Source organism: Agrococcus sp. UYP10, from assembly GCF_040547205.1.
Classification (GTDB): domain Bacteria; phylum Actinomycetota; class Actinomycetes; order Actinomycetales; family Microbacteriaceae; genus Agrococcus; species Agrococcus jenensis.
Genome location: NZ_JBEPPG010000001.1, coordinates 2893880 through 2917245, shown reverse-complemented (window position 1 = coordinate 2917245; position 23366 = coordinate 2893880). Strand labels below are relative to the sequence as shown.

Below are 23366 nucleotides of genomic sequence, written 5' to 3'. Positions count from 1 at the left end.
ACCGGTACTAATAAGCCGATAATTTGATAACACCTACATGAGCTTGCTGCTCGCGTCCACTTTGTGGTTCCCGATAGACGGTCGGGAACTGCAGCCCTCCACCCGTGTCCTCTGGACGCCGTGTGGAGAGCTGTGCAGACTGAAACATCGATAGTGTTTCGGCGGCCATAGCGAGAGGGAAACGCCCGGTCACATTCCGAACCCGGAAGCTAAGGCTCTCAGCGCCGATGGTACTGCAGGGGGGACCCTGTGGGAGAGTAGGACACCGCCGGACTTACCTTGGAAAGGGGCCCCAGATTATCTGGGGCCCCTTTTTTCATGCCCGCTTCCGGGGAGCGCTCTGGCGGTTCCCAGTCCGCTGGAGTGGGATGGGGCCATGAGCACGACCACTCCCTCGGAACGACCGCTCGGTGCGGTGCAGCGCCGGCAGCGCGCGGTGCTCCGCCTCGACATCGCGCCGGGCGTGCACATGCTGCAGCACGCCTCGACGAACGCGTACCTCATCGACGACGGCGGTGCGATCACCCTCGTCGACGCGCTCTTCCCCTCCAGCCATCGGCACCTCGGGCGGGCGCTCGCGGCGATCGGCCGCAGCCCCGCGGATGTGCGAGCCCTCGTGCTGACGCACGCGCACTTCGACCACCTCGGGATGGCCGCCGGGCTCCGGGACGCGGGCGTGCCCATCTGGCTCCACCCAGCGGACGCGCCGATCGCGGCGCATCCCTACAGCTACCGGCCCGCGCGGCCGAGGCTGCTCTATCCGCTTCGGTTCCCCGCTGCACTGCCGATCCTCACCGCGATGGTGAACGTGGGGGCGCTGGGCGTCCAAGGCATCCGCGAGCACACCGCGCTCGAGCACGGCACGACGCTCGACGTGCCCGGCGCGCCGCGCGTGCTCGCGACGCCCGGGCACACCGACGGGCACGTCGCCCTGCACCTGCCCGACCGCGATGCGGTCATCGTGGGCGACGCCCTGGTCACCCTCGACCCCTACACGGCCAAGACAGGTCCGCGCGTCGTCGCGGCGGCGGCCACGAACGATCCGGAGCTCGCGCTCGCATCGCTCGACGTGCTGGAGGGGACGAGAGCGAAGGCGGTGCTCCCCGGCCACGGTGACGCGTGGCTCGAGGGGATCGGCGGTGCGGTCGCGGCTGCGCGGGCGGCGGGCGTCGATTGACGATGACTCGGCGCGTGCTCGTGCTGGGCGGCACGCGCTGGCTCGGTGCGCTCGTCGCGTCGGGCCACGTCGCCAAGGGCGCCGAGGTCGTGTGCCTCGCGCGCGGGACCGGCGGACCGGTCGCCGACGGCGCCCACCTCGTGGTGGGCGACCGCGACCGCGACGGCGCCTACGACGCGCTCGAGGGGGAGTGGGACGAGGTCATCGACGTCACGAGCGTGCCCGCGCACGCAGCCGGCGCGCTCGACGAGCTCGGCGACCGGGCGCGGCACTGGACGTTCGTCTCGTCGGTCTCGGCGCAGCGCGTGGAGGGTGCGCCCGTCGGCGCCGACGAGGACGACGACCTCGTGCCCGAGGACGCCTCCGGCGACGACTACGCCGGGGCGAAGGCCTGGATCGAGCGCGCCGCCCGCGCACGGCTCGGCGAGCGGCTCGCCATCGTCCGGCCGGGGCTCATCGGCGGGCCAGGCGACCCGAGCGGGCGCTTCGGGTACTGGGTCGGCAGGCTCGCGCTCGCCGGCACCGGACCGGTGCTCGTGCCTGCCCGGGATCAGCCGACGCAGACGATCGACGTGCGCGACCTCGCCGCGTTCCTGGTGGAACGCGCACCCGAGCGCAGCGACGTCGTGAACGCGGTCGGCGCCGAGATGACGCTGCACCGGCTCATCGCGACGGCCAGGGAGCTCACGGGCCACTCGGGCGAGCTCGTGCTCGCCTCGGACGACGCACTGGCCGCGCTCGACATCGGGCACTGGGCGGGGCCGCGCGCGCTGCCGCTCACGCTGCCCGCGGCGATCGCCTCGCACGCCCAGCGCTCGAGCGCCCGCTACCGCGCGGCGGGCGGGACGCACCGCGCGCTGCGGGCGACGCTCGAGGCGGCGCTCGTCGACGAGCGAGCCCTCGGCCCGGGTCGCGACACCCCGACGCGGCTCTCGCGCGCCGACGAGCTCGCCGCGATCGATTCGCTAGCCTCGGAGGCATGACCGACCACGACAGCGCGGTCGACGGACTCGTCGACGAGCTCGACCTGCTCGAGCAGCAGCCGCTCGAGGAGCGCGCCGACCAGCTCGCCCGCATCCACGACCGGCTGCAGGCCGAGCTCGGCGCGGTGCGTGGCTGACGAGCCCGGTGCCGGCGCCGTCCGGCTCGACCAGGCGCTCGTCGAGCGCGGCCTCGTGCGCAGCCGCACGCAGGCGCAGCAGCGCATCGCCGAGGGGCTCGTCGCGGTCGACGGCCGGACGGTCCTGAAGCCGAGCCACAGGGTCGCGGCCGATGCGGACGTCGTCGTCTCCGGCGGCGATGCCTGGGTCTCGCGCGCGGCGCACAAGCTGCTCGCCGCGCTCGACGCGTTCGCCGTCGATCCGGCCGGACGTCGCGCCCTCGACGCCGGGGCCTCGACGGGCGGCTTCACCCAGGTGCTGCTCGCGCGGGGCGCCGAGCACGTCACGGCGCTCGACGTCGGGCACGACCAGTTCCAGCTCGACGTCGCGGCGCATCCCATCACGCTCATCGAGGGCATGAACGTGCGCGACCTGCAGCCCGGCGCCATCGCGCCGCCGCCGACGATCGTCACCGCCGACCTCTCGTTCATCTCCCTCGGCCTCGCCATCCCGCCGCTCCGCGGCGTCGCAGCGCCCGACGCCGACTGGATCGTGCTCATCAAGCCGCAGTTCGAGGTGGGCAGGACGGGCGTGCGCGAGGGCATCGTCACCGATCCGGGGCTGCGCGCGCAGGCGATCGAGCAGGTGCTGTGGTCGGCGTGGGATGCGGGGCTCGGCACCGCCGGCCTCATCGGCAGCCCGATCGTCGGGGCGCGCGGCAACCTCGAGTACCTCGCGCACCTCACGGCGACGGGCGGGGCGAATCCGACAGAATGGCTGGACGCATCCGCACGACTGTCGAGGGAGGCACGGTGAGCGACCGCAGGTTCCTGCTCGCGTTCCACCCCGGACGGGAGGAAGCCGTCGCGACGGCCGCGTCCATCGCCGCCCGCCTGCTGCAGGCGGGCGTCATCCCGGTCGTGCTCGGCGAGGACCGCGCCGTGCTGCTCGCCAGCCGCGACGGCCTCGACGCGGTCGAGCCGCACCACCCGGGCGACGAGCACGAGGTCGAGCTCATCATGACCCTCGGCGGGGACGGCACCATCCTGCGCGCAGCCGAGCTGCAGCGCGAGATCGGTGCGCCGCTGCTGGGCATCAACCTCGGCCACGTCGGCTTCCTCGCGGAGGCGGAGGTCGCCGAGACCGCCGAGGTGGTCGAGCGCGCGCTGCTGCGCGACTACGAGGTCGAGCAGCGGCTGACGCTGCGCGTGCGCGTGTTCGACGACGGCGAGCTCGTGCACGAGACCTGGGCGGTCAACGAGGCGGCGATCGAGAAGGTCGGCGCCGGCCGCATGATCTCGACGCTGCTCGAGATCGACGGGCGCCCCATCTCGTCGTTCGGCACCGACGCCGTGCTGCTCGCGACCCCGACGGGCTCGACCGCCTACTCGTTCTCGGCTGGCGGCCCGATCATCTGGCCGACCGCCGAGGTGCTGCTGCTCGTGCCGCTCGGTGCGCACGCCCTCTTCACCCGGCCGCTCGTCGTCGCGCCCACGTCGACGCTCGCGGTGACGATCGCGGAGGACTCCACGAGTGCGGCGATGCTGTGGTGCGACTCGCGCCGCTCGTTCCCGCTCCCGCAGGGCTCGCGCATCGAGGCGACCCGCGACGCGCGTCCGCTGCGCCTCGCGCGCCTCTCTCGGGCACCGTTCGCCGACCGTCTCGTCGCCAAGTTCCACCTGCCCGTCGAAGGCTTCCGGCGGCCGCGACCGTGACCCGCCTCGACGAGCTGACGATCCGCTCGCTGGGCGTGATCGACGAGGCGCGCGTGCCGGTTGGCGCGGGCTTCACCGCGATCACCGGCGAGACGGGCGCGGGCAAGACGATGCTCGTGCAGGCGCTCGCGCTGCTGCGCGGCGAGCGCGCCGACGCGGGCGTCATCCGCGCGGGCGAGGAGCGCGCGGCGGTGCAGGGCGTCTGGATCGTCGACGACGCGGACGCGGTCGCGCTCGTCGAGGATGCGGGCGGCAGCGTCGACGAGGGCGAGCTCATCCTCGGCCGAGCACTCACCCGCACGGGCGATGGTGCCGGCAGATCCCGAGCGCAGGCCGGCGGTGCCGCGGTGCCCGCAGGGCTCCTCCGCGAGCTCGCCGACCGGCTCGTCGCGGTGCACGGCCAGTCCGACCAGCAGCGGCTGCGCTCCGCGGAGGCGCAGGCGGATGCGCTCGACCGCGGGGCAGGTGAGCCGCTCCGCGCGCTGCTCGCCGAGTACCGGGCGGAGCACGCGGCCTGGGCCGACGCGCGCGACGCGGCAACGCGCATCCGCGCCGAGCACGACGCGCGCGCGGCCGAGGCCGACGCGATCCGGGTCGAGCTCGAGGACCTCGAGGCCGTCGACCCGCAGCCAGGGGAGCAGGACGCGCTCGCAGCGCTCGCGCACCGGCTCGAGCACGCGGAGGGGCTGCGGCTGCAGCTCGCCGAGGCCCGGGCCGCGCTCGCGAACGACGAGGACGAGCCGGACGCGGTGACGCTCGCAGGGCACGCGCGGCGCCTCGTCGAGCGCGCGGCCGGCGACGACGGCTCCCTCGCCGACGCGCTCGACCTGCTCGTGCAGGCGGATGCGCTGCTGCAGGAGGCGTCGTCGGCGATCGTCCGCGCGCTCGACGACCTCGAGCGCCCCGAGCGCAGCCTCGACGAGGTGCAGGAGCGGCGCGCGACGCTGACGGCGCTCGAGCGGCGCATCGGCAGGCCGCTCGACGAGGCGCTCGACGCTGCACCCGCCGCGGCGCTCCGGCTCGTGGAGCTCGAGGGCGACGACGCGGAGCTCGCGCGGCTCGACGCCGAGGAGGCGGCCCACCTCGCGGCCGCGACCGCGGTCGCCGACCGGATGAGCGCGATGCGGCACGACGCCGCCCGCCACCTCGAGCAGGCGGTCGGCGCGGAGCTGCGCGCGCTCGCGATGCCCGACGCGCGGCTCGTCGTCGAGGTCGAGCAGCTGCCCGACCTCGGCGCGCACGGCCGCGACCGCGTCACGATGCTGCTCGCCCCGCATCCTGGCGCCGACCCGCGCCCGGTGCAGAAGGGCGCGTCCGGCGGCGAGCTCAGCCGCATCATGCTCGCGATCGAGGTCGCGCTCGCCGACGAGAGCGTGCCCACCATGGTCTTCGACGAGGTCGACGCCGGCGTCGGCGGCGCTGCCGCGACCGAGATCGGCCGCCGGCTCGCGCGGCTCGCGCAGCACTGCCAGGTGATCGTCGTCACGCACCTCGCGCAGGTCGCCGCCTTCGCCGAGAGCCACGTGCGGGTCGTGAAGGGCACCGACGGCCGCATCACCGCGTCGCAGGTCGCGCTGGTGGAGGGCGACGAGCGCCTGGCCGAGCTCGCCCGCATGCTGTCGGGCAGCGCATCCGACACGGCCCTCGCCCACGCCCGCGAGCTGCTGGCTCACAGCACCGTCGTGGGATAGGCTCGAAGCCCGTGAACCAAAGTGCAAACGGGACCGCCGCCAGACCCAAGGTGACCAAGCAGATCTTCGTCACGGGTGGTGTCGTCTCGTCGCTCGGCAAGGGGCTCACCGCCGCATCGCTCGGCAACCTCCTCACCGCCCGCGGCCTGCACGTCGTGATGCAGAAGCTGGATCCGTACCTCAACGTCGATCCCGGCACGATGAACCCGTTCCAGCACGGCGAGGTCTTCGTCACCGACGACGGCGCCGAGACCGACCTCGACATCGGCCACTACGAGCGCTTCCTCGACGTGAACCTGTCGCAGGCGGCCAACGTCACCACCGGCCAGATCTACTCGCGCGTCATCGAGCGCGAGCGCCGGGGCGAGTACCTCGGCGACACCGTGCAGGTCATCCCGCACATCTCCGACGAGATCAAGCGCCGCATGCGCCTGCAGTCGGAGGGCGACCCGCAGCCCGACGTCATCATCACCGAGATCGGCGGCACGGTCGGCGACATCGAGTCGCAGCCGTTCATCGAGTCGGCCCGCCAGATCCGTCACGAGCTCGGCCGCGGCAACGTCTTCTTCGTGCACGTCTCGCTCGTGCCGTTCCTCGGCGCGTCCGGCGAGCAGAAGACGAAGCCGACGCAGCACTCGGTCGCGACGCTCCGCTCGATCGGCATCCAGCCCGACGCGCTCGTGCTGCGCAGCGACCGCCCGGTCTCGGACTCGAACCGCAAGAAGATCGCGCTCATGTGCGACGTCGAGGAGGAGGCGGTCGTCAACGCGATCGACAAGCCCTCGATCTACGACATCCCCACCATGCTCACCGAGCAGGGCCTCGACACCTACATCATCCAGCAGCTCGGCCTCACGGCCGGCGACATCGACTGGTCGCGCTGGCAGCCCGTGCTCGACAACGTGCACCAGCCCAAGCACGAGGTCACGATCGGCCTGGTCGGCAAGTACATCGACCTGCCGGACGCCTACCTGTCGGTGACGGAGGCGGTCAAGGCCGGCGGATTCGCGAACCAGTCGAAGGTCAACGTGCGCTGGGTGCGCTCGGACGACTGCGAGACGCCCGAGGGCGCTGCGGCCGCGCTCGGCGACCTCGACGGCATCATCATCCCCGGCGGCTTCGGCATCCGCGGCATCGAGGGCAAGCTCGGCGCGCTCAAGTTCACGCGCGAGAACGAGATCCCCACGCTCGGCATCTGCCTCGGCCTGCAGTGCATGGTCATCGAGGCGGCGCGCAACCTCGCCGGCATCGAGGGCGCGTCGTCGACCGAGTTCGACGAGGCCACGCCCGCGCCGGTCATCGCGACGATGGCGGAGCAGGAGCAGCACATCCACGGCGGCGACCTGGGCGGCACGATGCGCCTCGGCCTCTACGAGGCGAAGCTCGCCGAAGGATCGCTCGCCGCGCGCCTGTACGGCGAGGAGGTCTCGCACGAGCGCCACCGCCACCGCTACGAGGTGAACAACGCCTACCGCGAGGAGATCGGCGCCGCCGGCCTCGCGTTCAGCGGGCTGTCGCCCGACGGCACGCTCGTCGAGTACGTCGAGCTGCCCGGCCACCCGTTCTACATCGCCACGCAGGCGCACCCGGAGCTGCGCAGCAGGCCGAACCGCGCGCATCCGCTCTTCCGCGGCCTCGTCGCGGCGGCGCTCGACCGCCAGCGCGCGTCGAAGCTGTTCGACGAGACCGACGAGACCGACGCGGCGACCGACTGATGCTCGCCGACGCGCTCGGCGCGCAGCCCGTGCTCGCGCGCGAGCGGCTGTTCGACGGCCGGGTGTGGGACGTCGAGGCGCAGGAGTTCGAGCTCGGCGGCACCCGCATCCGGCGCGAGGTCGTCGTGCACCCCGGTGCCGTCGCGATCGCGGCGGTCAACGAGCGCGACGAACTCATGCTCGTGCACCAGTACCGGCATCCCGCCGGCGGCACGCTGTGGGAGCTGCCGGCAGGGCTCCTCGACGTGGAGGGCGAGGACCCGCTCGACGCCGCGAAGCGCGAGCTCGCCGAGGAGACCGACCTCGCGGCCGACGGCTGGCAGACGCTGCTCGACGTCTCGACGAGCGGCGGCGGCTCGACCGAGATCATCCGCGTCTACCTCGCGACCGACGTGCGCGAGCTGCCCGACGCCTTCGACCGCTTCCACGAGGAGGCCGAGATGGAGCGGCGGTGGGTGCCGCTCGACGAGATCGTCGAGGCGGCGCTCGCGATGCGGATCCACAACGCGACCCTGCTGTCGGCGGCGCTCGCGCTCGCGGCGATGCGCACGGCTGGCGGCACGGCGCACCGGCTCGAGGCGCACCGCGTCCATGCACACCCCGTCGACGTGCCGTTCGACTGGCATCCGCTGCACCGGTGAGCCCCCAGCAGGCCGTCGAGCGGCTGCTGCGGCAGCTGGCGATCGAGCGCGGCCTGTCGAAGCACACGATCGCCGCCTACCGGCGCGACCTCACAGGCTACCTCGAGGTGCTCGAGGCGCGCGGCGTGACGGATGCGTCGGCGATCTCTGCCGATGACGTCGCCGCCTTCCGCTCGTCCCTCGCCGACCGCGGCCTCGCCGCATCGTCGGTGGCGCGGCACCTGTCGGCCGTGAAGGCGCTGCACCGCTGGCTCGTCGACGAGCGCGTCGCCGCCGACGACGTCGCGAAGGGCCAACGCCCGCCCAAGCTGCCGTCCCGGCTGCCGAAGGCGATCTCGGTGTCGCAGATGCAGCGGCTGCTCGACGCGGTGGTCGGCGACGACCCCGCCTCGCTCCGCGACCGCGCGCTGCTCGAGCTGCTCTACGCGACCGGCGCCCGCATCTCGGAGCTCATCGCCCTCGACGTCGACGACATCGGCGAGTCGCTCGTGAAGGTCACCGGCAAGGGCGGCAAGCAGCGCCTCGTGCCGGTCGGCTCGTTCGCGCGCGCCGCCACGGATGCGTGGCTCGTGCGGGGGAGGGCGGCGCTCGCGGCGAACGGGCGCGGCACGCCCGCGCTGCTGCTCGGCGCCCGCGGCGGCCGCCTCAGCAGGCAGGCGGCCTGGGAGGTCATCCAGCGCGTCGCCGAGGAGGCGGAGGTGCCGCACGTCTCGCCGCACACCTTCCGGCACTCGTTCGCGACGCACCTGCTCGAGGGCGGCGCCGACGTGCGCGCCGTGCAGGAGCTGCTCGGGCACGCCTCCGTCGCGACGACGCAGATCTACACGCACGTCACCGCGGACACGCTGCGCGACATGTACACGACCGCGCACCCGCGCGCCCGATAGCGTGCGTCGATGGACGCCTCCGACTACGACGCCTTCGCCGAGCGCTACGACGCCGAGAACGCCGGCAGCCTGCTGAACGCCCACTACGAGCGTCCCACGATGCTCGGCCTCGCGGGCGACGTGGCGGGTCGCGCGATCCTCGACGCCGGGTGCGGCTCGGGACCGTTGACCCTCGCACTGCGCGAGCGAGGGGCGGTGGTGACGGGGATCGACGCCAGCCCGGCGATGGTCGCCCTCGCGCGAGCACGGCTCGGCGACGACGTGCCGCTCCACGTCGGCGACCTCGCCGAGCCGCTGCCGTTCCCGGACGGCGCGTTCGACGACGTGATCGCCTCGCTCGTGCTCCACTACCTCGAGGACTGGGACGCGCCGCTCGCCGAGCTGCGCCGGGTGCTGCGCCCCGGCGGACGCCTCATCCTTTCGCTCAACCACCCCACGGTGCGCCTCCTCTCGCATCCGCACGAGGACTACTTCGCGACGCGGCGGTACTCCGACGACTTCGACTTCGACGGCGAGCCCTCGGTGCTGACGATGTGGCATCGGCCACTGCGGGCGATGACCGCAGCCTTCACCCGGTCGGGATTCTCGATCGCCTCGATCGAGGAGCCGCCGCCGTCACCGCTGACGCCGCGGGAGCTCATGCCGCCGCGCATCGCGAGCGGAGAGCGCTCCGCGTTCCTGTGCTTCCTCTTCTTCGTGCTCGAGCGGGACTAGCATCGGCCATGGCCATCACGGACTTCGACCGCTATCCGCTGACCTTCGGGCCGAGCCCGGTGCATCCGCTCGAGAACCTCACGAAGCACCTGGGTGGCGCCGCCATCTGGGCGAAGCGCGAGGACGTGAGCTCGGGGCTCGCGTTCGGCGGCAACAAGACCCGCAAGCTCGAGTACATCGTGCCGGACGTGCTCGCCTCGGGCGCCGACACGCTCGTCTCCATCGGCGGCGTCCAGTCGAACCACACGCGCCAGGTCGCGGCGGTGGCCGCGAAGCTCGGCCTCAAGTGCAGGCTCGTGCAGGAGCGGTGGGTCGAGTGGGACGACCCGGTGAACGACACGGTCGGCAACCTGCTGCTCTCGCGCATCATGGGCGCCGACAGCCGGCTCGACCCGGCCGGCTTCGACATCGGCATCCGCGACTCCTGGGAGGAGGCGCTGCGCGAGGTGGAGGAGTCGGGCGGCACGCCGTACGGCATCCCGGCGGGCGCGAGCGAGCATCCGCTCGGCGGCCTCGGCTTCGCGAGCTGGGCGTACGAGGTGGCCGAGCAGGAGCGCGCGCTCGGCGTCTTCTTCGACACGATCGTGGTCTGCACCGTCACCGGCTCGACGCACGCGGGGATGATCGCGGGCTTCGCGGCGCTCGAGGACGCGGGCGGTCGGCCGCGGCGCGTGATCGGCATCGACGCATCCGCGACCATCGAGAAGACCCGCGACCAGGTCGCGCGCATCGCCCGGCACACCGCCGCGCTGATCGGGCTCGAGCGCGAGCTGCGCGATGACGAGATCACGGTGCTCGAGGGGTGGGCGGGCGACCTGTACGGCATCCCCGTCGCCTCGACACTCGACGCGATCCTCACCTCCGGCCGCACCGAGGCGATGATCATCGACCCCGTGTACGAGGGCAAGTCGATGGCGGGCCTCATCGACCTCGTGCGCTCCGGCGACATCCCGCGCGACTCGACGGTGCTGTACGCCCACCTCGGTGGGCAGCCGGCGCTCAACGCCTACTCCGGCGTCTTCCCGTGGAGCTGAGGAGGCTCGCATGATCACCTTCGACGCCGTCGGCATGGTCGCGGTCGACCTGCCCGCGACGCTCGCGTTCTACCGCGAGCTCGGCCTCGACATCCCTGCCGATGCCGACCGCGCGCCGCACGCGGAGGCGACGCTCCCCGGCGGACTGCGGCTCATGTGGGACACCGAGGCGATGATCCGCTCGTTCGTGCCGGACTACGAGCGTGAGCCGGGCCAGAGCCACACGCTCGCGGCGCGCTGCGACAGCCCCGCGGAGGTCGACGAGGTCGTCGCCCGGCTCGCGGCGCTCGGCCACCGCTTGATCCGCGAGCCGTGGGACGCGCCCTGGGGGCAGCGATACGCGACCGTCGCCGATCCCGACGGCTACGGCGTCGACCTCTACGCCTCCCTCGCGGGGGCCTGAGGCTCAACCAGAGGTTGAGATACACGCCGCGACGGCCTGCGCGGCGAAGCGGCCGGGCGTTCCTAGACTCGGATGCGTGAGCACGCGCAACGAGACCCTGGCCGGCATGGAGGCGCCCGCGCTCGGGCCGACCGGGCGCCCGATGCGCGACTTCCCGGAGCCGAAGCCGCTGCGCAGCCACGGCCCCGCGCGCATCGTGACGATGTGCAACCAGAAGGGCGGCGTCGGCAAGACGACGACGAGCATCAACCTGGGCGCCGCCGTCGCCGAGTACGGCCGCCGCGTGCTGGCCATCGACTTCGACCCGCAGGGCGCGCTGAGCGCGGGCCTCGGCGTCGACAACCACGACGCGACGACGATCTACGACCTGCTGCTGAACCCGCGCCTCGACCCCAAGGACGCCATCCAGCGCACGAGCGTCGAGGGCCTCGACGTCATCCCCGCGAACATCGACCTCTCGGCCGCGGAGGTGCACCTCGTCAACGAGGTCGCGCGCGAGCAGATCCTCGCGCGCGTGCTGCGCCGGGTCGCCGACGACTACGACCTCATCCTCATCGACTGCCAGCCCTCGCTCGGCCTGCTGACGGTGAACGCGCTCACGGCCGCGCACGGCGTGCTCATCCCGCTCGAGAGCGAGTTCTTCGCGCTCCGCGGCGTCGCGCTCCTCAAGGAGACGATCGACAAGGTGCAGGATCGCCTGAACCCCGCGCTGCAGCTCGACGGCATCCTCGTCACGATGTACGACGCCCGCACGCTGCACGCGCGCGAGGTCATGGATCGCGTGGTGGGGGCGTTCGGCGACATCGTGCTCGAGACCGTCATCCGCCGCACGGTGAAGTTCCCGGACGCATCCGTCGCAGGCCAGCCCGTCACCCAGTTCGCGCCCGAGCACGCGGCCGCCGAGGCGCACCGCCAGCTCGCGCGCGAGCTGATCGCCCGTGGCGCGATCGCCTGACGAGGTCGAGCCTGAGGAAGAGGCTCGCGGCTTCCGCCTCGCGCTCGACAACTTCGACGGTCCGTTCGACCTGCTGCTGACGCTCATCGGCAACCGGTCGATGGACGTGACCGAGATCTCGCTCGGCCGCGTGACGAACGAGTTCATCGCCTACGTGCGCACGCTCGACACGCACGAGGAGCTCGAGCAGGCGAGCGAGTTCATCGTCGTCGCCGCGACCCTGCTCGACCTGAAGATCGCCTCGCTGCTGCCCGCCGGTGACGTCGTCGACAGCGAGGACGTCGCCCTGCTCGAGGCGCGCGACCTGCTGTTCGCGCGGCTGCTGCAGTACCGCGCGTTCAAGCAGGCGGCGCTGTGGATGTCGGAGCGCATCGGCGAGGAGTCGAACCGCCACGCGCGCTCCGTGCGGCTCGAGGAGCGGTTCCGGCAGCGCACGCCGGAGCTCAAGTGGACGCTCTCGGCCGACGAGTTCGCGGCCCTCGCGCTGCTCGCGCTCACGCCGAAGGAGCTGCCGACGGTCGGCCTCGCGCACCTGCACGCGCCGCTCGTGTCGATCCGCGAGCAGGCCGCGCACATCGTGGCGCGGCTGCGGCAGTCGGGCACGACCACCTTCCGCGAGCTCATCGCCGGCGAGGCCACGCGCGGCGTCATCGTCGCGCGCTTCCTCGCCGTGCTCGAGCTCTACCGCCACGCCGCCGTCACCTTCGAGCAGCTCGAGCCGCTCGGCGAGCTCTCGATCAGCTGGACCGGGCACGACTTCCGCGACGAGGACCTCGTCGCGCTGGGGGCAGACTATGACCATGCATGAGACGGATGCGGCGACCGACGAGGTGGTCGCCGACCGGTCGCACCTGCCGCTCGAGCGTCGCATCGAGGCGATCCTCATGGTCGCCGACGAGCCGCAGGGCGCCGTGCACCTCGCGACCGCGCTGCGCGCGCCGGTGCAGGACGTCAAGGCCGCGATCGAGGCGCTCCGCGCCGACTACGACGGGCGCGGCGAGGGGCCGGAGCGCGGCTTCGAGCTGCGCGAGGTCGGCGGCGGCTGGCGCGTGTACGTGCGCGCCGCCTACGACATCGACGCGGCCGACTTCGTGCTCACGCAGCAGCCCACCCGACTGTCGCAGGCGGCGCTCGAGACGCTCGCCGTGATCGCCTACAAGCAGCCCATCACCCGCGGTGCCGTCGCGGCCATCCGCGCCGTCAACGTCGACTCGGTCGTGCGCACCCTGCTCGGCCGCGGCCTCATCCGCGAGGCGTTCGCCGACGCCGAGACGGGCGCGATCCACTACGAGACCAGCGAGCTGCTGCTGACGCAGCTCGGCCTCAACTCGCTCGACGAGCTGCCGCCGATCTCGCCGCTGCTGCCCGACGGCGAAGAGGAGCTGAGCCTGTGACCCCCACCGATCCGAGCGCCGAGGGCGAGCGCCTGCAGAAGGTGCTCGCCGCCGCGGGCGTCGCGAGCCGCCGCGTCGTCGAGGACATGATCGTCGCCGGCCGCATCTCGGTCGACGGGGCGGTCGTGACCGAGCTCGGCAGCCGCATCCGCCCCGACGCGCAGGTGCTCGTCGACGGCACGGCCATCCAGCTCGACGCGACGAAGCGCTACCTCATGCTCAACAAGCCGACCGGGGTCGTCTCGACCATGGCCGACGAGCAGGGGCGGCCGGACCTGCGCGAGTTCACCGACCCCATCGAGGAGCGCGTCTACAACGTCGGCAGGCTCGACACCGACACCTCCGGGCTGCTGCTGCTCACGAACGACGGCGAGCTCGCGCACGTGCTCGCGCATCCCTCGTTCGGCGTCGAGAAGACCTACGTCGCGAAGGTGCGCGGCACGGTCGATCAGCGGGTCATCCGCCGGTTGCTCGACGGCTTCGAGCTCGACGACGGCGAGATCCACGCCGACGCGGCGCGGCTCGTCGGCACGCCGTCGCGCGGGCACTCGATGGTCGAGCTGACGCTCCACTCGGGCCGCAACCGCATCGTGCGCCGGATGCTCGACCACGTCGGCCACCCGGTGGTCGAGCTCGTGCGGCGCAGCTTCGGCCCGCTGCACCTCGGCACGCTGCGGTCGGGGCAGGTGCGGGAACTCACTACCATGGAACGCGGCGCCATCCTCACGATCTCGAGGTCGCAGCGCTGACCCCCCACCCCACCGCCTGCGAGGAGCACTCGTGACCCACCGCCTGCGCGGCCCTGTGCGCATCGTCGGCACCGGGCTGCTCGGCACGTCGATCGGCCTGGGCCTCGCCGCGCGCGGCGTCGAGGTGCAGCTCGCCGACGCGAGCCCGACCGCGATGCGGCTCGCCGCCGACTACGGCGCCGGCCGCCTCGCCGAGCAGGGCGATCGCCCGGAGCTCATCGTCGTGGCTGTGCCGCCGGACGTCACCGCGCAGGTCGTCGCGGCGGAGCTCGCGGCCTTCCCAGACGCTGTCGTCACCGATGTCGCGTCGGTCAAGGCCGTGCCGCTCGCGCAGCTGCGCGAGCTCGGCGCCGACATCAGCCGCTACCTCGGCACGCATCCGATGGCCGGACGCGAGCGCTCCGGCGCGCTCGCCGGCTCGGGCGACCTGTTCGTCGGGCGGCCGTGGGTGATCGCCGGTCACGACGCCATCTCCTACGAGCGCGGCAGCCTCGTCGACGATCTCATCCTCGACCTCGGCGCGGTGCCGATCGAGTCGAGCCCCGACGAGCACGACCGCTCGGTCGCGATCGTCAGCCACGTGCCGCAGCTCGTGTCGTCCCTGATGGCAGCACGCCTCGCCGACGCGCCCGACGAGGCCCTCCGGCTCGCGGGCGGCGGCGTCCGCGACGTCACGCGCGTCGCGGCGAGCGACCCGGCGCTGTGGATCCAGATCCTCGGCGCGAACGCGCCCGCGGTCGTCGAGCAGCTGCGCGCGCTGCAGGTCGACCTCGCGACGCTCGTCGACGCGCTCGACGACGTCGACGCGGCCGGCAGCCGCAAGGCCGTCGCGGATGCGCTGCGGGCGGGCAACGAGGGCGTCGCGCGGCTGCCCGGCAAGCACGGCACCCACACGCGCTTCACGCGCGTGCAGGTGCGCGTCGACGACCGCCCGGGCCAGCTCGCGCGGCTGCTCGTCGACATCGGCGACGCGGGCGTGAACCTGGAGGACGTGCGGATGGACCACGCGGAGGGCGCCCAGTTCGGCGTCGCCGAGATCACGGTGCTGCCGGAGGCCGTCGTGCACCTGCACGACGCGCTCGAGGCGCTCGGATGGCAGGTCGTCGCATGAGCCGCTCGAGCACGGTCGTCGCGATCGACGGGCCCGCGGGCAGCGGCAAGTCGTCGGTCGCGCGCGCGGTCGCGCGCGAGCTCGGCTTCCGCTTCCTCGACACCGGCGCCGCCTACCGGGCGATCGCCTGGCTCGTGCTCGAGCGCGGCGGCTCGACCGACGACGAGCCGACCGTCATCGCGGCCCTCGAGGGGCTCGACGTCGACGTCACCGTCGATGCGGCGGGCCAGCGCGTCACGATCGCGGGCCACGACGTGACCGAGCCGATCCGCACGGAGCGCATCTCCGCCGCCGTCTCTGGCGTGGCCCGCGTGCAGGCGGTGCGTGCTGCCGTCAACGAGCGCTTCCGCGCGATCATCCGTGACGCCGAGCCCGGCATCGTCGCGGAGGGCCGCGACATCACCACCGTCGTCGCGCCCGACGCCGACGTGCGGGTGCTGCTCACCGCCGACGAGGCCGTGCGCATCCGCCGCCGATTCGGCGACGTGGGCGGCGACCACCAGCAGGTCGGCGCCAGGCTGACCGCCCGCGATGCCGCCGACTCGACGGTGTCCGACTTCATGACCGCAGCCGACGGCGTGACCGTCGTCGACTCCACCGACCTGACCTTCGACGAGACGGTCGAGGCCATCGTGCGCCTCGTGACCGAGGAGAGCCATGACTGACGAGAACGACTTCGCGTCCGACGACGCCATCGACGCCGCTGAGACCGAGGAGGCACGCGTCTCCGCGCTGCGCGCCGGCCTCGCCGACTACGAGCTCGACGACGAGGACGCCGCCCTCCTCGACCTGGCCGACGCGGGCCCCGACGCGATCCGCATCATGCCGGCGCTGCCGGTGCTCGCGATCGTCGGCCGCCCGAACGTGGGCAAGTCCGCGCTCGTGAACCGCATCCTGGGCCGCCGCGAGGCCGTCGTCGAGGACACGCCGGGCGTCACGCGCGACCGCGTCTCCTACAAGGCGGAGTGGTCCGGTCGCCAGTTCACGCTCGTCGACACGGGCGGCTGGGAGCCCGACGCGCGCGGCATCGACAAGTCGGTGGCGCAGCAGGCCGAGATCGCCGTCGACCTCGCCGACGCGGTGCTCTTCGTCGTCGACGTCAACGTCGGCCCGACCTCGACCGACGAGCACGTCGTGCGGATGCTGCGGCAGTCGAACCGGCCCGTGCTGCTCGTCGCCAACAAGTCGGACGACTCGCGCAAGGACCTCGAGGCCTCGTCGCTGTGGAGCCTCGGCCTCGGCGAGCCGATCCCGGTCTCGGCCGTGCACGGCCGCGGCGTCGCCGACATGCTCGACCTGGCCATGGAGAAGCTGCCCGAGATCTCGGCGGTCGCGAAGGAGGAGATCGGCGGACCCCGCCGCGTCGCCATCCTCGGACGCCCGAACGTCGGCAAGTCGAGCCTCCTCAACAAGGCGGCCGGCGAGGAGCGCGTCGTCGTCAACGAGATGGCGGGTACGACGCGCGACCCCGTCGACGAGCAGATCGAGCTCGGCGGCCGGGTGTGGCGCTTCGTCGACACGGCAGGCATCCGCCGACGGGTGCACCTGCAGCAGGGCGCCGACTTCTACGCGACCCTGCGCACGCAGGCCGCGCTCGAGAAGGCCGAGGTCGCCGTCGTGATGCTCGACGTCACGGAGCCGCTCTCGGAGCAGGACGTGCGCATCGTCGACCTCGTGCTCGAGTCGGGCCGTGCGCTCGTGCTCGCGTTCAACAAGTGGGACCAGCTCGACGACGAGCGACGGCGCTACCTCGAGCGCGAGATCGAGCAGGACCTCGCGCACGTCGACTGGGCGCCGCGCGTCAACATCTCGGCGCGCACCGGCCGCCACCTCGAGAAGCTCGTGCCCGCGCTCGAGCAGGCGCTCGAGTCGTGGGACACGCGCATCCCGACGGGCAAGCTCAACGCCTTCATCGCCGAGATCGTCGCCGCCCACCCGCACCCGCTGCGCGGCGGCAAGCAGCCGCGCATCCTCTTCGCGACGCAGGCGTCGACCCGGCCGCCGACCTTCGTGCTCTTCACCACCGGCTTCCTCGACCCGCAGTACCGCCGCTTCATCACGCGTCGCCTGCGCGAGGACTACGGCTTCGAGGGCTCCCCGATCCAGGTGAACATGCGCGTGCGCGAGAAGCGGGAGCGCCGCACGTAGCGTGGAGCTAGCGCACCTGCCGCGCGCTGAACTGCATCCGCGGGTGCGCGAACGCGTCCTGCGCTTGCACGAGGCGCAGCTCGCGCTCGCCCGAGTCGAGCGTCGTCTGCAGCAGGTCGAAGACGCTCGACGCGGTGCGCTCGAGCGCCGTCGCGGCCGAGCCTGTCTCGCGGTAGTGCGCGGTGAAGACGGCGCTCGTCACGTCGCCCGAGCCGTTCGCCTTGAACGGCAGGCGGGGGGTCTGCAGGATCCAGGCGCCCTCGTCGTCGACGGCGAGCATCTCGATCGTGTCGTCCTCGCGGTCGGGTCGCAGCACGCTCGTCACGAGCACGGTGCGGGGTCCGAGGTCGCGCACGCGGTCGGCCGACTCGAGCGTCGAGTCGATGGTGTCGGGCGACGTCTCGGTCATGAAGCCGAGCTCGAACTGGTTCGGCGTGAGGATGTCGGCGTGCGGGAGCGCCTTCTCGCGGATGAGCGGCGGGATCGTCGGCGCGACGAAGCAGCCTGAGGTCGCGTTGCCCATCACCGGGTCGCACGTGTAGGTCGCCGAGGGGTTCGCGGCCTTCACCCGCGCGACCGCGTCGATGACGACGTCGACGATCTCCTCGCCGCCGAGGTAGCCCGAGAGCACGCCGTCGACGGTGCCGAGCACGCCGCGGTCCTCGATGCCCTGCACGACGGCGCGCACGTCGTCGGCCGGGATGAGCGGGCCGCCCCACGAGCCGTAGCCCGTGTGGTTGGAGAAGTTGACGGTGAGCACGGGCCACACCTCGTGGCCGATGCGCTGGAGCGGGAAGACGGCGGCGGAGTTGCCGACGTGGCCGTAGGCGACGTGCGACTGGATCGACAGGAACCTCATCCCTGCATCCTCCCATCCAGCGCCTCGAGCAGCGTCCCCTGGACGAAGCCCACCCAGTCGATCACGTCGCGCAGCTGCGCGATGTCGTCGTCGGTGACGTCGTCGGGCAGCTCTGCCCTGTCCTGCCCGGTGCGCACGTGGAGCACGAGCCGGACCTCGCCGAGGGCTCGCAGCCACGCATCCGCGCCCTCCGGGTCGACCTCGATGCGCACGACGTCGCCGCCCTCCTCGGTCGGCAGCGCCGACTCGAGGTCGACGACCATGCGGGTCATCGACTGCATGCGCGCGTAGGCGATGTCGCCGGAGGCGAACCGGCGGAACTCGGCCGCATCGGCGGCATCCTCGTAGGCGTCGGGGTAGAGCCGGGCCATCACGGGGTCGGACTCGACGGCCGTGCGGTCGATGACGGCGCGGTGCAGCCCGAGCACCTGGCGGCCGAGCGTCGCGAGCATGTCGGCCTCCTCCGCGAGCATCGAGCACGCGGCGCCGTCGCCGTCGGCCTGCCAGGACTTCACGAGGCGGCCCGCTCGAGCGTCGCGAGCAGCCCGTCGCCGTGGAGGCCGGCGACGTGCATCTCCTGCTCCTCGCGGGAGCCGTGCGCGACGACGGCTCGGCCCTCGCGCTGCGCGAGCTCCATGAGCTCGAGCGCGCGCTCGCGGGCGAGGCCGAAGCGGTGCATCAGCACGTGGACGACGTAGGGCTGCAGCGTGACCTCGTCGTCCCACAGCACGGTCGACCAGGTGTCGCTGCGCTGCTCCTCGTCGCTCATCGGTCGATCACCTCGATGCCCGCGGTCGTGGGCCCGAGGACGGTGGCGACGATCGAGTGCGCGGCGGTGTCGGGGCCCCGGTCGACGCGCAGGCTCCAGAGCGCGAGCCCGAAGCCGATGGCGGCGAGGACGACGCCGAGCCACGCGGGCGCGAGGTAGCCGAAGCCCGCCGCGATGACCGCGCCGCCGAGCGCCGCGCCGAGCGCGTTGCCCACGTTGAAGGCCGCGTGGTTCGTCGCGGCCCCGAGCAGCTCGGCCTCGCCCGCCGTGCGGATGATGCGGGCCTGGATGGTCGGGATGAGCGCGGAGCTCGACCCGCCGAAGCAGAACGCGAGCACGTAGAGCGCGACCGGCATCGTGCCGAGCAGCGCGAGCAGCACGAGCGTGACGATGAAGAGGGGGAACGCGATCATGATCGTGCGGCGGATGCTCTTGTCGCTCGCCCAGCCGCCGATGATGTTGCCGATCGTCATGCCGAGGCCGACGGTCGCGAGCAGCCAGGCGATCGCCGACTCCGGGAGCAGCGCCACGCGCGTGACGATCTCGGCCGCGTAGGAGTAGACGGCGAAGAAGCCGCCGAAGCCGATGCACGCGACGGCGATCATGAGCCACAGCCGTGGGTTGCGGAAGGCCGTGAGCTCGCGGCGCGCGCTGCGCGTCGGGTCGCCCGGGACGCGCGGCAGGAAGGCGAGCGCGAGGGCGAGGGTGGCGGCGAAGATGACCGCGACGGCGACGTAGGTCCAGCGCCAGCCGGCGACCTGGCCGAGCCAGGTGCCGAGTGGCACGCCGATCACGTTGGCGATCGTGAGGCCCGAGAGCGCGAGCGCGACGCCGGCGCCCTGCCTGCCGGGCCCCATGATGCGCGCCGCGAGCAGCGAGGCGACGCCGAAGTAGGCGCCGTGCGGGATCGCGGCGAGGAAGCGGCTGACGAGCGTGAGCTCGAAGCTCGGCATGAGCCCGCTCGCGAGGTTGGCGACCGCGAACGCGGCCACGAGCAGCAGCACGAGGGTGCGCTGCGACATCCGCGCCGCCCAGATCGAGACGAGCGGGGCGCCCACGACGACGCCGAGCGCGTAGGCGGTGATGATCCAGCCCGCGTGGGCGATGCCGGCCGCCGGATCGGCGCCGAAGCCCGGCACGAGGTCGGCCGCGACGAGCGGGAGGATGCCCATGGTCGCGAACTCGGTGGTGCCGATGCCGAATCCGCCGAGCGCGAGGGTGAAGAGCGCGGCGAGGCGTCGAGGGGGAGTGAGCTGCATTCCCTCGATCGTACGGCGGTCCCGACCCTTTGCTACATTGTCAGGTAAGGCTTGCCTCACCTGAGGCGCACCACAGGATGAAGCACCGAGGAGCATCATGGCGGGACCAGAGCGCGTCGCAGCAGTCGCACCGAAGTTCGTCGAGCTCGAGGTGCTCAGCAACCAGCAGGTGTCGCCCCACATCCGTCGCGTCACCCTCGGTGGCGACGAGGTGCACGCGATGACGCCGCAGGGCTACGACCAGTGGTTCCGCTTCTTCATGCGCCGCGAGGACCAGGACGAGCTGCGCGTGCCGAAGAGCCCGTCGACCTGGTTCCCGCAGTACCTGGCGATGCGCGCATCGCACCGGCCATGGATCCGCAACTACACCGTGCGCGACTTCCGCCTCGACTCGGGTGAGCTCGACATTGACTTCGTCTGCCACGAGGACCCGGGCCCCGGCGCCGCGTGGGCGATCGCCGCGCGACCGGGCGAGCGCGCCGTGCTGCTGGACGAGGGCCTGCTCTACAACGACGACGGCCTCGAGGGCGAGGTGCTGATGGTCGGCGACGAGTCGGTGCTGCCGGCGATCGCGGGCATCTGCGGCTCGCTCGCCGACGACGCGCGCGGCACCGCCGTCATCGAGATCGGCCACCGCGACGACATCCAGGACTTCGCCCGCCCGGCTGGCATCGACATCCGCTGGGTCGAGCGCGGCGACGTGCGCGAAGGCCAGGCCGCGCTCGAGGAGCTGCGCGGGCTGCGCATGCCCGAGGAGTTCGGCTACGCGTACAACGCGGGAGAGCAGTCGCTCGCGACCGGCGCCCGCCGCCACCTCGTGCGCGACCGCGGCATCGACAAGCGCCGCATCACGTTCACCGGCTACTGGAAGCTCGGCAAGTCCTACGTCGACTGAGTGGCACCGGGGAAAGTTCCGCGGAACTTTCGCCACCGTGACGTTGCACGCATCCTGACGCTCGGAACGGCCGAGGCAGCCTGGCGGCCTTGCCTATCGTGAAGATGTGCCCACGACGTCATCCCCTGCAGTTGAGACCGCCCACCAGGCGTGGCTCGACCGCCTCGCCCTCGCAGAGTCCGCGGTGCCGATCCTCGGCCGCCTCTACCGGGAGCGCGACGTCGTCACGCACGTGCACGGCAAGAAGCTCGTCAACCAGTCGCCGGTCGACATCCTGAAGGCCCACCGGTGGGCGCGCCGCGTCGACGAGCGCGTGCTGAGCATCGACGACTCGATCCGCGTGCTGCGCATCGTCGACGAGCTCGGCCTCCGCGGCATCTCCCTCGACCTGGGGCTGATCCTCGGCGAGGCGCCGGCGGACGGCTTCGAGGCATGGGTGCGCGACCACGTCGCCGAGCTGCCGTCGTGGTCGCAGGACGACTCGACCGACGTCGTCCTCTACGGCTTCGGCCGCATCGGTCGCCTGCTCGCCCGCATCCTCATCGGCCACGCGGGCAGCGGCCTCGGGCTTCGCCTGCGCGCGATCGTGGTGCGCCGCGGCGGCGAGGACGACCTCGAGAAGCGCGCGAGCCTGCTGCGCCGCGACTCCGTGCACGGCGCCTTCCAGGGGACGATCGAGATCGACCGCGAGGCGTCGACGATCCTCGCGAACGGCACGCTCATCCAGGTCATCTACTCCGACGACCCGACCACGGTCGACTACGCGGCGCACGGCATCGACCGCGCGATCGTCGTCGACAACACCGGGCGGTGGCGCGACGAGGCCGGGCTCTCCCAGCACCTGCAGCGCCCGGGCGTCGAGCGCGTCGTGCTGACCGCGCCCGGCAAGAGCCCGCTCAAGAACATCGTCTTCGGCGTCAACCACGACGACATCGCGGCGAGCGACACCATCGTGACCGCGGCGTCGTGCACGACGAACGCGATCACGCCGGTGCTGCAGGTCGTCCACGAGGCGTACGGCATCGAGCACGGCCACGTCGAGACGGTGCACTCGTACACCAACGACCAGAACCTCATCGACAACTTCCACAAGGGCGCGCGGCGCGGCCGCTCGGCGGCGCTCAACATGGTGCTCACCGAGACCGGCGCGGCGAAGGCGGTCGCGAAGGCGCTCCCCGCCCTCGAGGGGAAGCTCACCGGCAACGCGATCCGCGTGCCGACGCCCGACGTGTCGATGGCGATCCTCAACCTGACCCTCGAGCGGCCCGTCGACCGCGACCAGGTGAACGAGCTGCTGCGGCGGACGTCGCTCACCGGCGCGCTGCGCGCGCAGATCGACTTCACCGACTCCGCCGAGGTCGTCTCGACCGACTTCGTCGGCAACAACCGGGCGGGCATCGTCGACGGCCTCGCGACGATCGCGACCGGCCGGCACCTCGTGCTCTACGTCTGGTACGACAACGAGTACGGCTACTCGTCGCAGGTCGTGCGCGTTATCGAGCACATGGCCGACCAGATGGCCAAGGCGCGGCAGCTGCTGCCCGCCTGACACAGACTTGCCGCCGTCGGGACTCTCCTGGGTGGAGGCCCGACGGCGGCAAACCCCCTCCTCGTCCAGGGGCGTCCGCTAGCCTCGACGCCATGCGCGAGGTGACCGAGACCGAGCTCCGGGCGTGCTTCGTGAACGCCACGCCGCGCGAGCTCGACCAGCTGCCAATCCCCGGACTGCACGAGACGATCTGGGCCGAGCGGGAGTACCTGGGTTGGCGCGACCCGCACTCGTCGCGGCTCGGCTACATGGTGCTCTGGCAGGGCGACCGGCTCGTCGGCCTCGTCGTGCGCGCCGCGCCCGGCGGCATGCGGCCCGGCATCGCCGCGATGTGCGCCCTCTGTCACTCGACGCAGCCCGCGACGCAGGTGCGCATGTTCAGCGCCCGGCTCGCTGGACCCGGCGGCGACACCGGCAGCTCGATCGGCACCTACATCTGCGAGGACCTCGCGTGCTCGCACATCATCCGCACCGGGCCGCCGCACCTGCTGAACCGCGACCGGATCGCGTCGCGCGCCGAGGGGCTGCACGGTCGCGTGACCGGCTTCGCCGCCCGCGTCGAGCGCGCGCTGCGCGAGGCGCTGGACGGCTGAGGCGCCGG

Annotated in this window: 26 protein-coding genes and 1 rRNA gene; 23 read left to right on the top strand and 4 right to left on the bottom strand. The window is 72.6% G+C overall.

Going from position 1 to position 23366, the window contains the following annotated elements; genetic code table 11:
- Positions 1 to 157 precede the first annotated feature (157 nt).
- The 20 genes from rrf (at position 158) to der (ending at position 17434) form a co-directional block, all read left to right on the top strand.
- A 5S ribosomal RNA gene (gene rrf / locus ABIB37_RS14345) occupies positions 158 to 274 on the top strand.
- 102 nt (positions 275 to 376) lie between these two features.
- Positions 377 to 1177, top strand: coding sequence for an MBL fold metallo-hydrolase (locus tag ABIB37_RS14340; RefSeq protein WP_354261487.1), 801 nt, complete (start codon positions 377 to 379; stop codon positions 1175 to 1177).
- Positions 1178 to 1179: 2 nt separating this feature from the next.
- Positions 1180 to 2160: a Rossmann-fold NAD(P)-binding domain-containing protein gene (locus ABIB37_RS14335; RefSeq protein ID WP_354261485.1), complete on the top strand. Its 981-nt coding sequence runs from the start codon at positions 1180 to 1182 to the stop codon at positions 2158 to 2160.
- Positions 2157 to 2297, top strand: coding sequence for a hypothetical protein (locus tag ABIB37_RS14330; protein ID WP_170165603.1), 141 nt, complete (start codon positions 2157 to 2159; stop codon positions 2295 to 2297). The genes ABIB37_RS14335 and ABIB37_RS14330 overlap by 4 nt, the downstream gene beginning before the upstream one ends.
- Positions 2290 to 3093, top strand: a complete 804-nt coding sequence (locus tag ABIB37_RS14325) for a TlyA family RNA methyltransferase (protein ID WP_354261483.1) — start codon at positions 2290 to 2292, stop codon at positions 3091 to 3093. Before ABIB37_RS14330 ends, ABIB37_RS14325 begins: the two co-directional genes overlap by 8 nt.
- Complete coding sequence (locus tag ABIB37_RS14320; protein WP_354261481.1) at positions 3090 to 3992, top strand: NAD kinase; 903 nt, start codon at positions 3090 to 3092, stop codon at positions 3990 to 3992. Before ABIB37_RS14325 ends, ABIB37_RS14320 begins: the two co-directional genes overlap by 4 nt.
- A complete protein-coding gene (gene recN / locus ABIB37_RS14315) occupies positions 3989 to 5683 on the top strand; it encodes a DNA repair protein RecN (RefSeq protein ID WP_354261479.1) in 1695 nt (564 codons plus the stop codon). Before ABIB37_RS14320 ends, recN begins: the two co-directional genes overlap by 4 nt.
- Positions 5684 to 5733: 50 nt before the next feature.
- Positions 5734 to 7398, top strand: a complete 1665-nt coding sequence (gene pyrG, locus ABIB37_RS14310; protein WP_170165604.1) for a CTP synthase — start codon at positions 5734 to 5736, stop codon at positions 7396 to 7398.
- On the top strand, positions 7398 to 8039 hold the full coding sequence (locus ABIB37_RS14305) for an NUDIX domain-containing protein (RefSeq protein WP_354261477.1): 642 nt from the start codon (positions 7398 to 7400) through the stop codon (positions 8037 to 8039). Before pyrG ends, ABIB37_RS14305 begins: the two co-directional genes overlap by 1 nt.
- Positions 8036 to 8926, top strand: a complete 891-nt coding sequence (locus ABIB37_RS14300) for a site-specific tyrosine recombinase XerD (protein ID WP_354261475.1) — start codon at positions 8036 to 8038, stop codon at positions 8924 to 8926. The genes ABIB37_RS14305 and ABIB37_RS14300 overlap by 4 nt, the downstream gene beginning before the upstream one ends.
- A gap of 9 nt (positions 8927 to 8935) precedes the next feature.
- Positions 8936 to 9640 carry a class I SAM-dependent methyltransferase gene (locus tag ABIB37_RS14295; protein ID WP_354261473.1) on the top strand — a complete coding sequence of 235 codons (705 nt, stop codon included), beginning with the start codon at positions 8936 to 8938 and terminating at the stop codon, positions 9638 to 9640.
- Between the two features lie 8 nt (positions 9641 to 9648).
- Positions 9649 to 10674, top strand: a complete 1026-nt coding sequence (locus tag ABIB37_RS14290; protein ID WP_354261471.1) for a 1-aminocyclopropane-1-carboxylate deaminase — start codon at positions 9649 to 9651, stop codon at positions 10672 to 10674.
- A 10-nt stretch (positions 10675 to 10684) separates the two neighbouring features.
- Positions 10685 to 11077 carry a VOC family protein gene (locus ABIB37_RS14285; protein WP_354261469.1) on the top strand — a complete coding sequence of 131 codons (393 nt, stop codon included), beginning with the start codon at positions 10685 to 10687 and terminating at the stop codon, positions 11075 to 11077.
- Between the two features lie 106 nt (positions 11078 to 11183).
- Positions 11184 to 12032: a ParA family protein gene (locus tag ABIB37_RS14280; RefSeq protein WP_354261640.1), complete on the top strand. Its 849-nt coding sequence runs from the start codon at positions 11184 to 11186 to the stop codon at positions 12030 to 12032.
- On the top strand, positions 12016 to 12840 hold the full coding sequence (locus ABIB37_RS14275; protein ID WP_354261467.1) for a segregation and condensation protein A: 825 nt from the start codon (positions 12016 to 12018) through the stop codon (positions 12838 to 12840). The genes ABIB37_RS14280 and ABIB37_RS14275 overlap by 17 nt, the downstream gene beginning before the upstream one ends.
- Positions 12827 to 13426: an SMC-Scp complex subunit ScpB gene (scpB, locus tag ABIB37_RS14270; RefSeq protein ID WP_502914058.1), complete on the top strand. Its 600-nt coding sequence runs from the start codon at positions 12827 to 12829 to the stop codon at positions 13424 to 13426. Before ABIB37_RS14275 ends, scpB begins: the two co-directional genes overlap by 14 nt.
- A complete protein-coding gene (locus ABIB37_RS14265; protein ID WP_245989845.1) occupies positions 13423 to 14175 on the top strand; it encodes a pseudouridine synthase in 753 nt (250 codons plus the stop codon). Before scpB ends, ABIB37_RS14265 begins: the two co-directional genes overlap by 4 nt.
- A 31-nt stretch (positions 14176 to 14206) precedes the next feature.
- Positions 14207 to 15286 (top strand): prephenate dehydrogenase, encoded by a 1080-nt coding sequence (locus ABIB37_RS14260; protein WP_354261463.1) that lies wholly within the window; start codon positions 14207 to 14209, stop codon positions 15284 to 15286.
- Complete coding sequence (gene cmk / locus ABIB37_RS14255; protein WP_354261461.1) at positions 15268 to 15951, top strand: (d)CMP kinase; 684 nt, start codon at positions 15268 to 15270, stop codon at positions 15949 to 15951. The genes ABIB37_RS14260 and cmk overlap by 19 nt, the downstream gene beginning before the upstream one ends.
- A complete protein-coding gene (der, locus tag ABIB37_RS14250; RefSeq protein WP_354261459.1) occupies positions 15944 to 17434 on the top strand; it encodes a ribosome biogenesis GTPase Der in 1491 nt (496 codons plus the stop codon). The genes cmk and der overlap by 8 nt, the downstream gene beginning before the upstream one ends.
- Before the next feature lie 7 nt (positions 17435 to 17441).
- Here the strand turns inward: der and pdxY are convergent, their stop codons facing one another.
- Genes pdxY through ABIB37_RS14230 form a run of 4 tightly spaced genes read right to left on the bottom strand, consistent with a single transcriptional unit; the run spans position 17442 to position 20321 of the window.
- Positions 17442 to 18293: a pyridoxal kinase PdxY gene (pdxY, locus tag ABIB37_RS14245; protein ID WP_354261457.1), complete on the bottom strand. Its 852-nt coding sequence runs from the start codon at positions 18291 to 18293 to the stop codon at positions 17442 to 17444.
- Entirely contained in the window at positions 18290 to 18808 is a 519-nt protein-coding gene (locus tag ABIB37_RS14240; RefSeq protein ID WP_354261455.1) for a DUF2017 family protein, read from the bottom strand. The genes pdxY and ABIB37_RS14240 overlap by 4 nt, the downstream gene beginning before the upstream one ends.
- The gene (locus tag ABIB37_RS14235) at positions 18805 to 19062 is read right to left on the bottom strand and encodes an ATP-dependent Clp protease adaptor ClpS (protein ID WP_354261453.1); all 258 of its coding nucleotides are present in this window, start codon (positions 19060 to 19062) and stop codon (positions 18805 to 18807) included. The genes ABIB37_RS14240 and ABIB37_RS14235 overlap by 4 nt, the downstream gene beginning before the upstream one ends.
- Positions 19059 to 20321, bottom strand: coding sequence for an MFS transporter (locus ABIB37_RS14230; protein WP_354261451.1), 1263 nt, complete (start codon positions 20319 to 20321; stop codon positions 19059 to 19061). The genes ABIB37_RS14235 and ABIB37_RS14230 overlap by 4 nt, the downstream gene beginning before the upstream one ends.
- Before the next feature lie 97 nt (positions 20322 to 20418).
- Between ABIB37_RS14230 and ABIB37_RS14225 the strand changes: the two genes are divergently transcribed.
- From ABIB37_RS14225 to ABIB37_RS14215, 3 genes are all read left to right on the top strand, one after another.
- Entirely contained in the window at positions 20419 to 21216 is a 798-nt protein-coding gene (locus ABIB37_RS14225) for a siderophore-interacting protein (protein ID WP_123697574.1), read from the top strand.
- Positions 21217 to 21322: 106 nt separating this feature from the next.
- The gene (locus ABIB37_RS14220; RefSeq protein WP_354261449.1) at positions 21323 to 22765 is read left to right on the top strand and encodes a glyceraldehyde-3-phosphate dehydrogenase; all 1443 of its coding nucleotides are present in this window, start codon (positions 21323 to 21325) and stop codon (positions 22763 to 22765) included.
- A 92-nt stretch (positions 22766 to 22857) separates the two neighbouring features.
- On the top strand, positions 22858 to 23358 hold the full coding sequence (locus ABIB37_RS14215) for an FBP domain-containing protein (protein ID WP_354261448.1): 501 nt from the start codon (positions 22858 to 22860) through the stop codon (positions 23356 to 23358).
- Positions 23359 to 23366 lie beyond the last annotated feature (8 nt).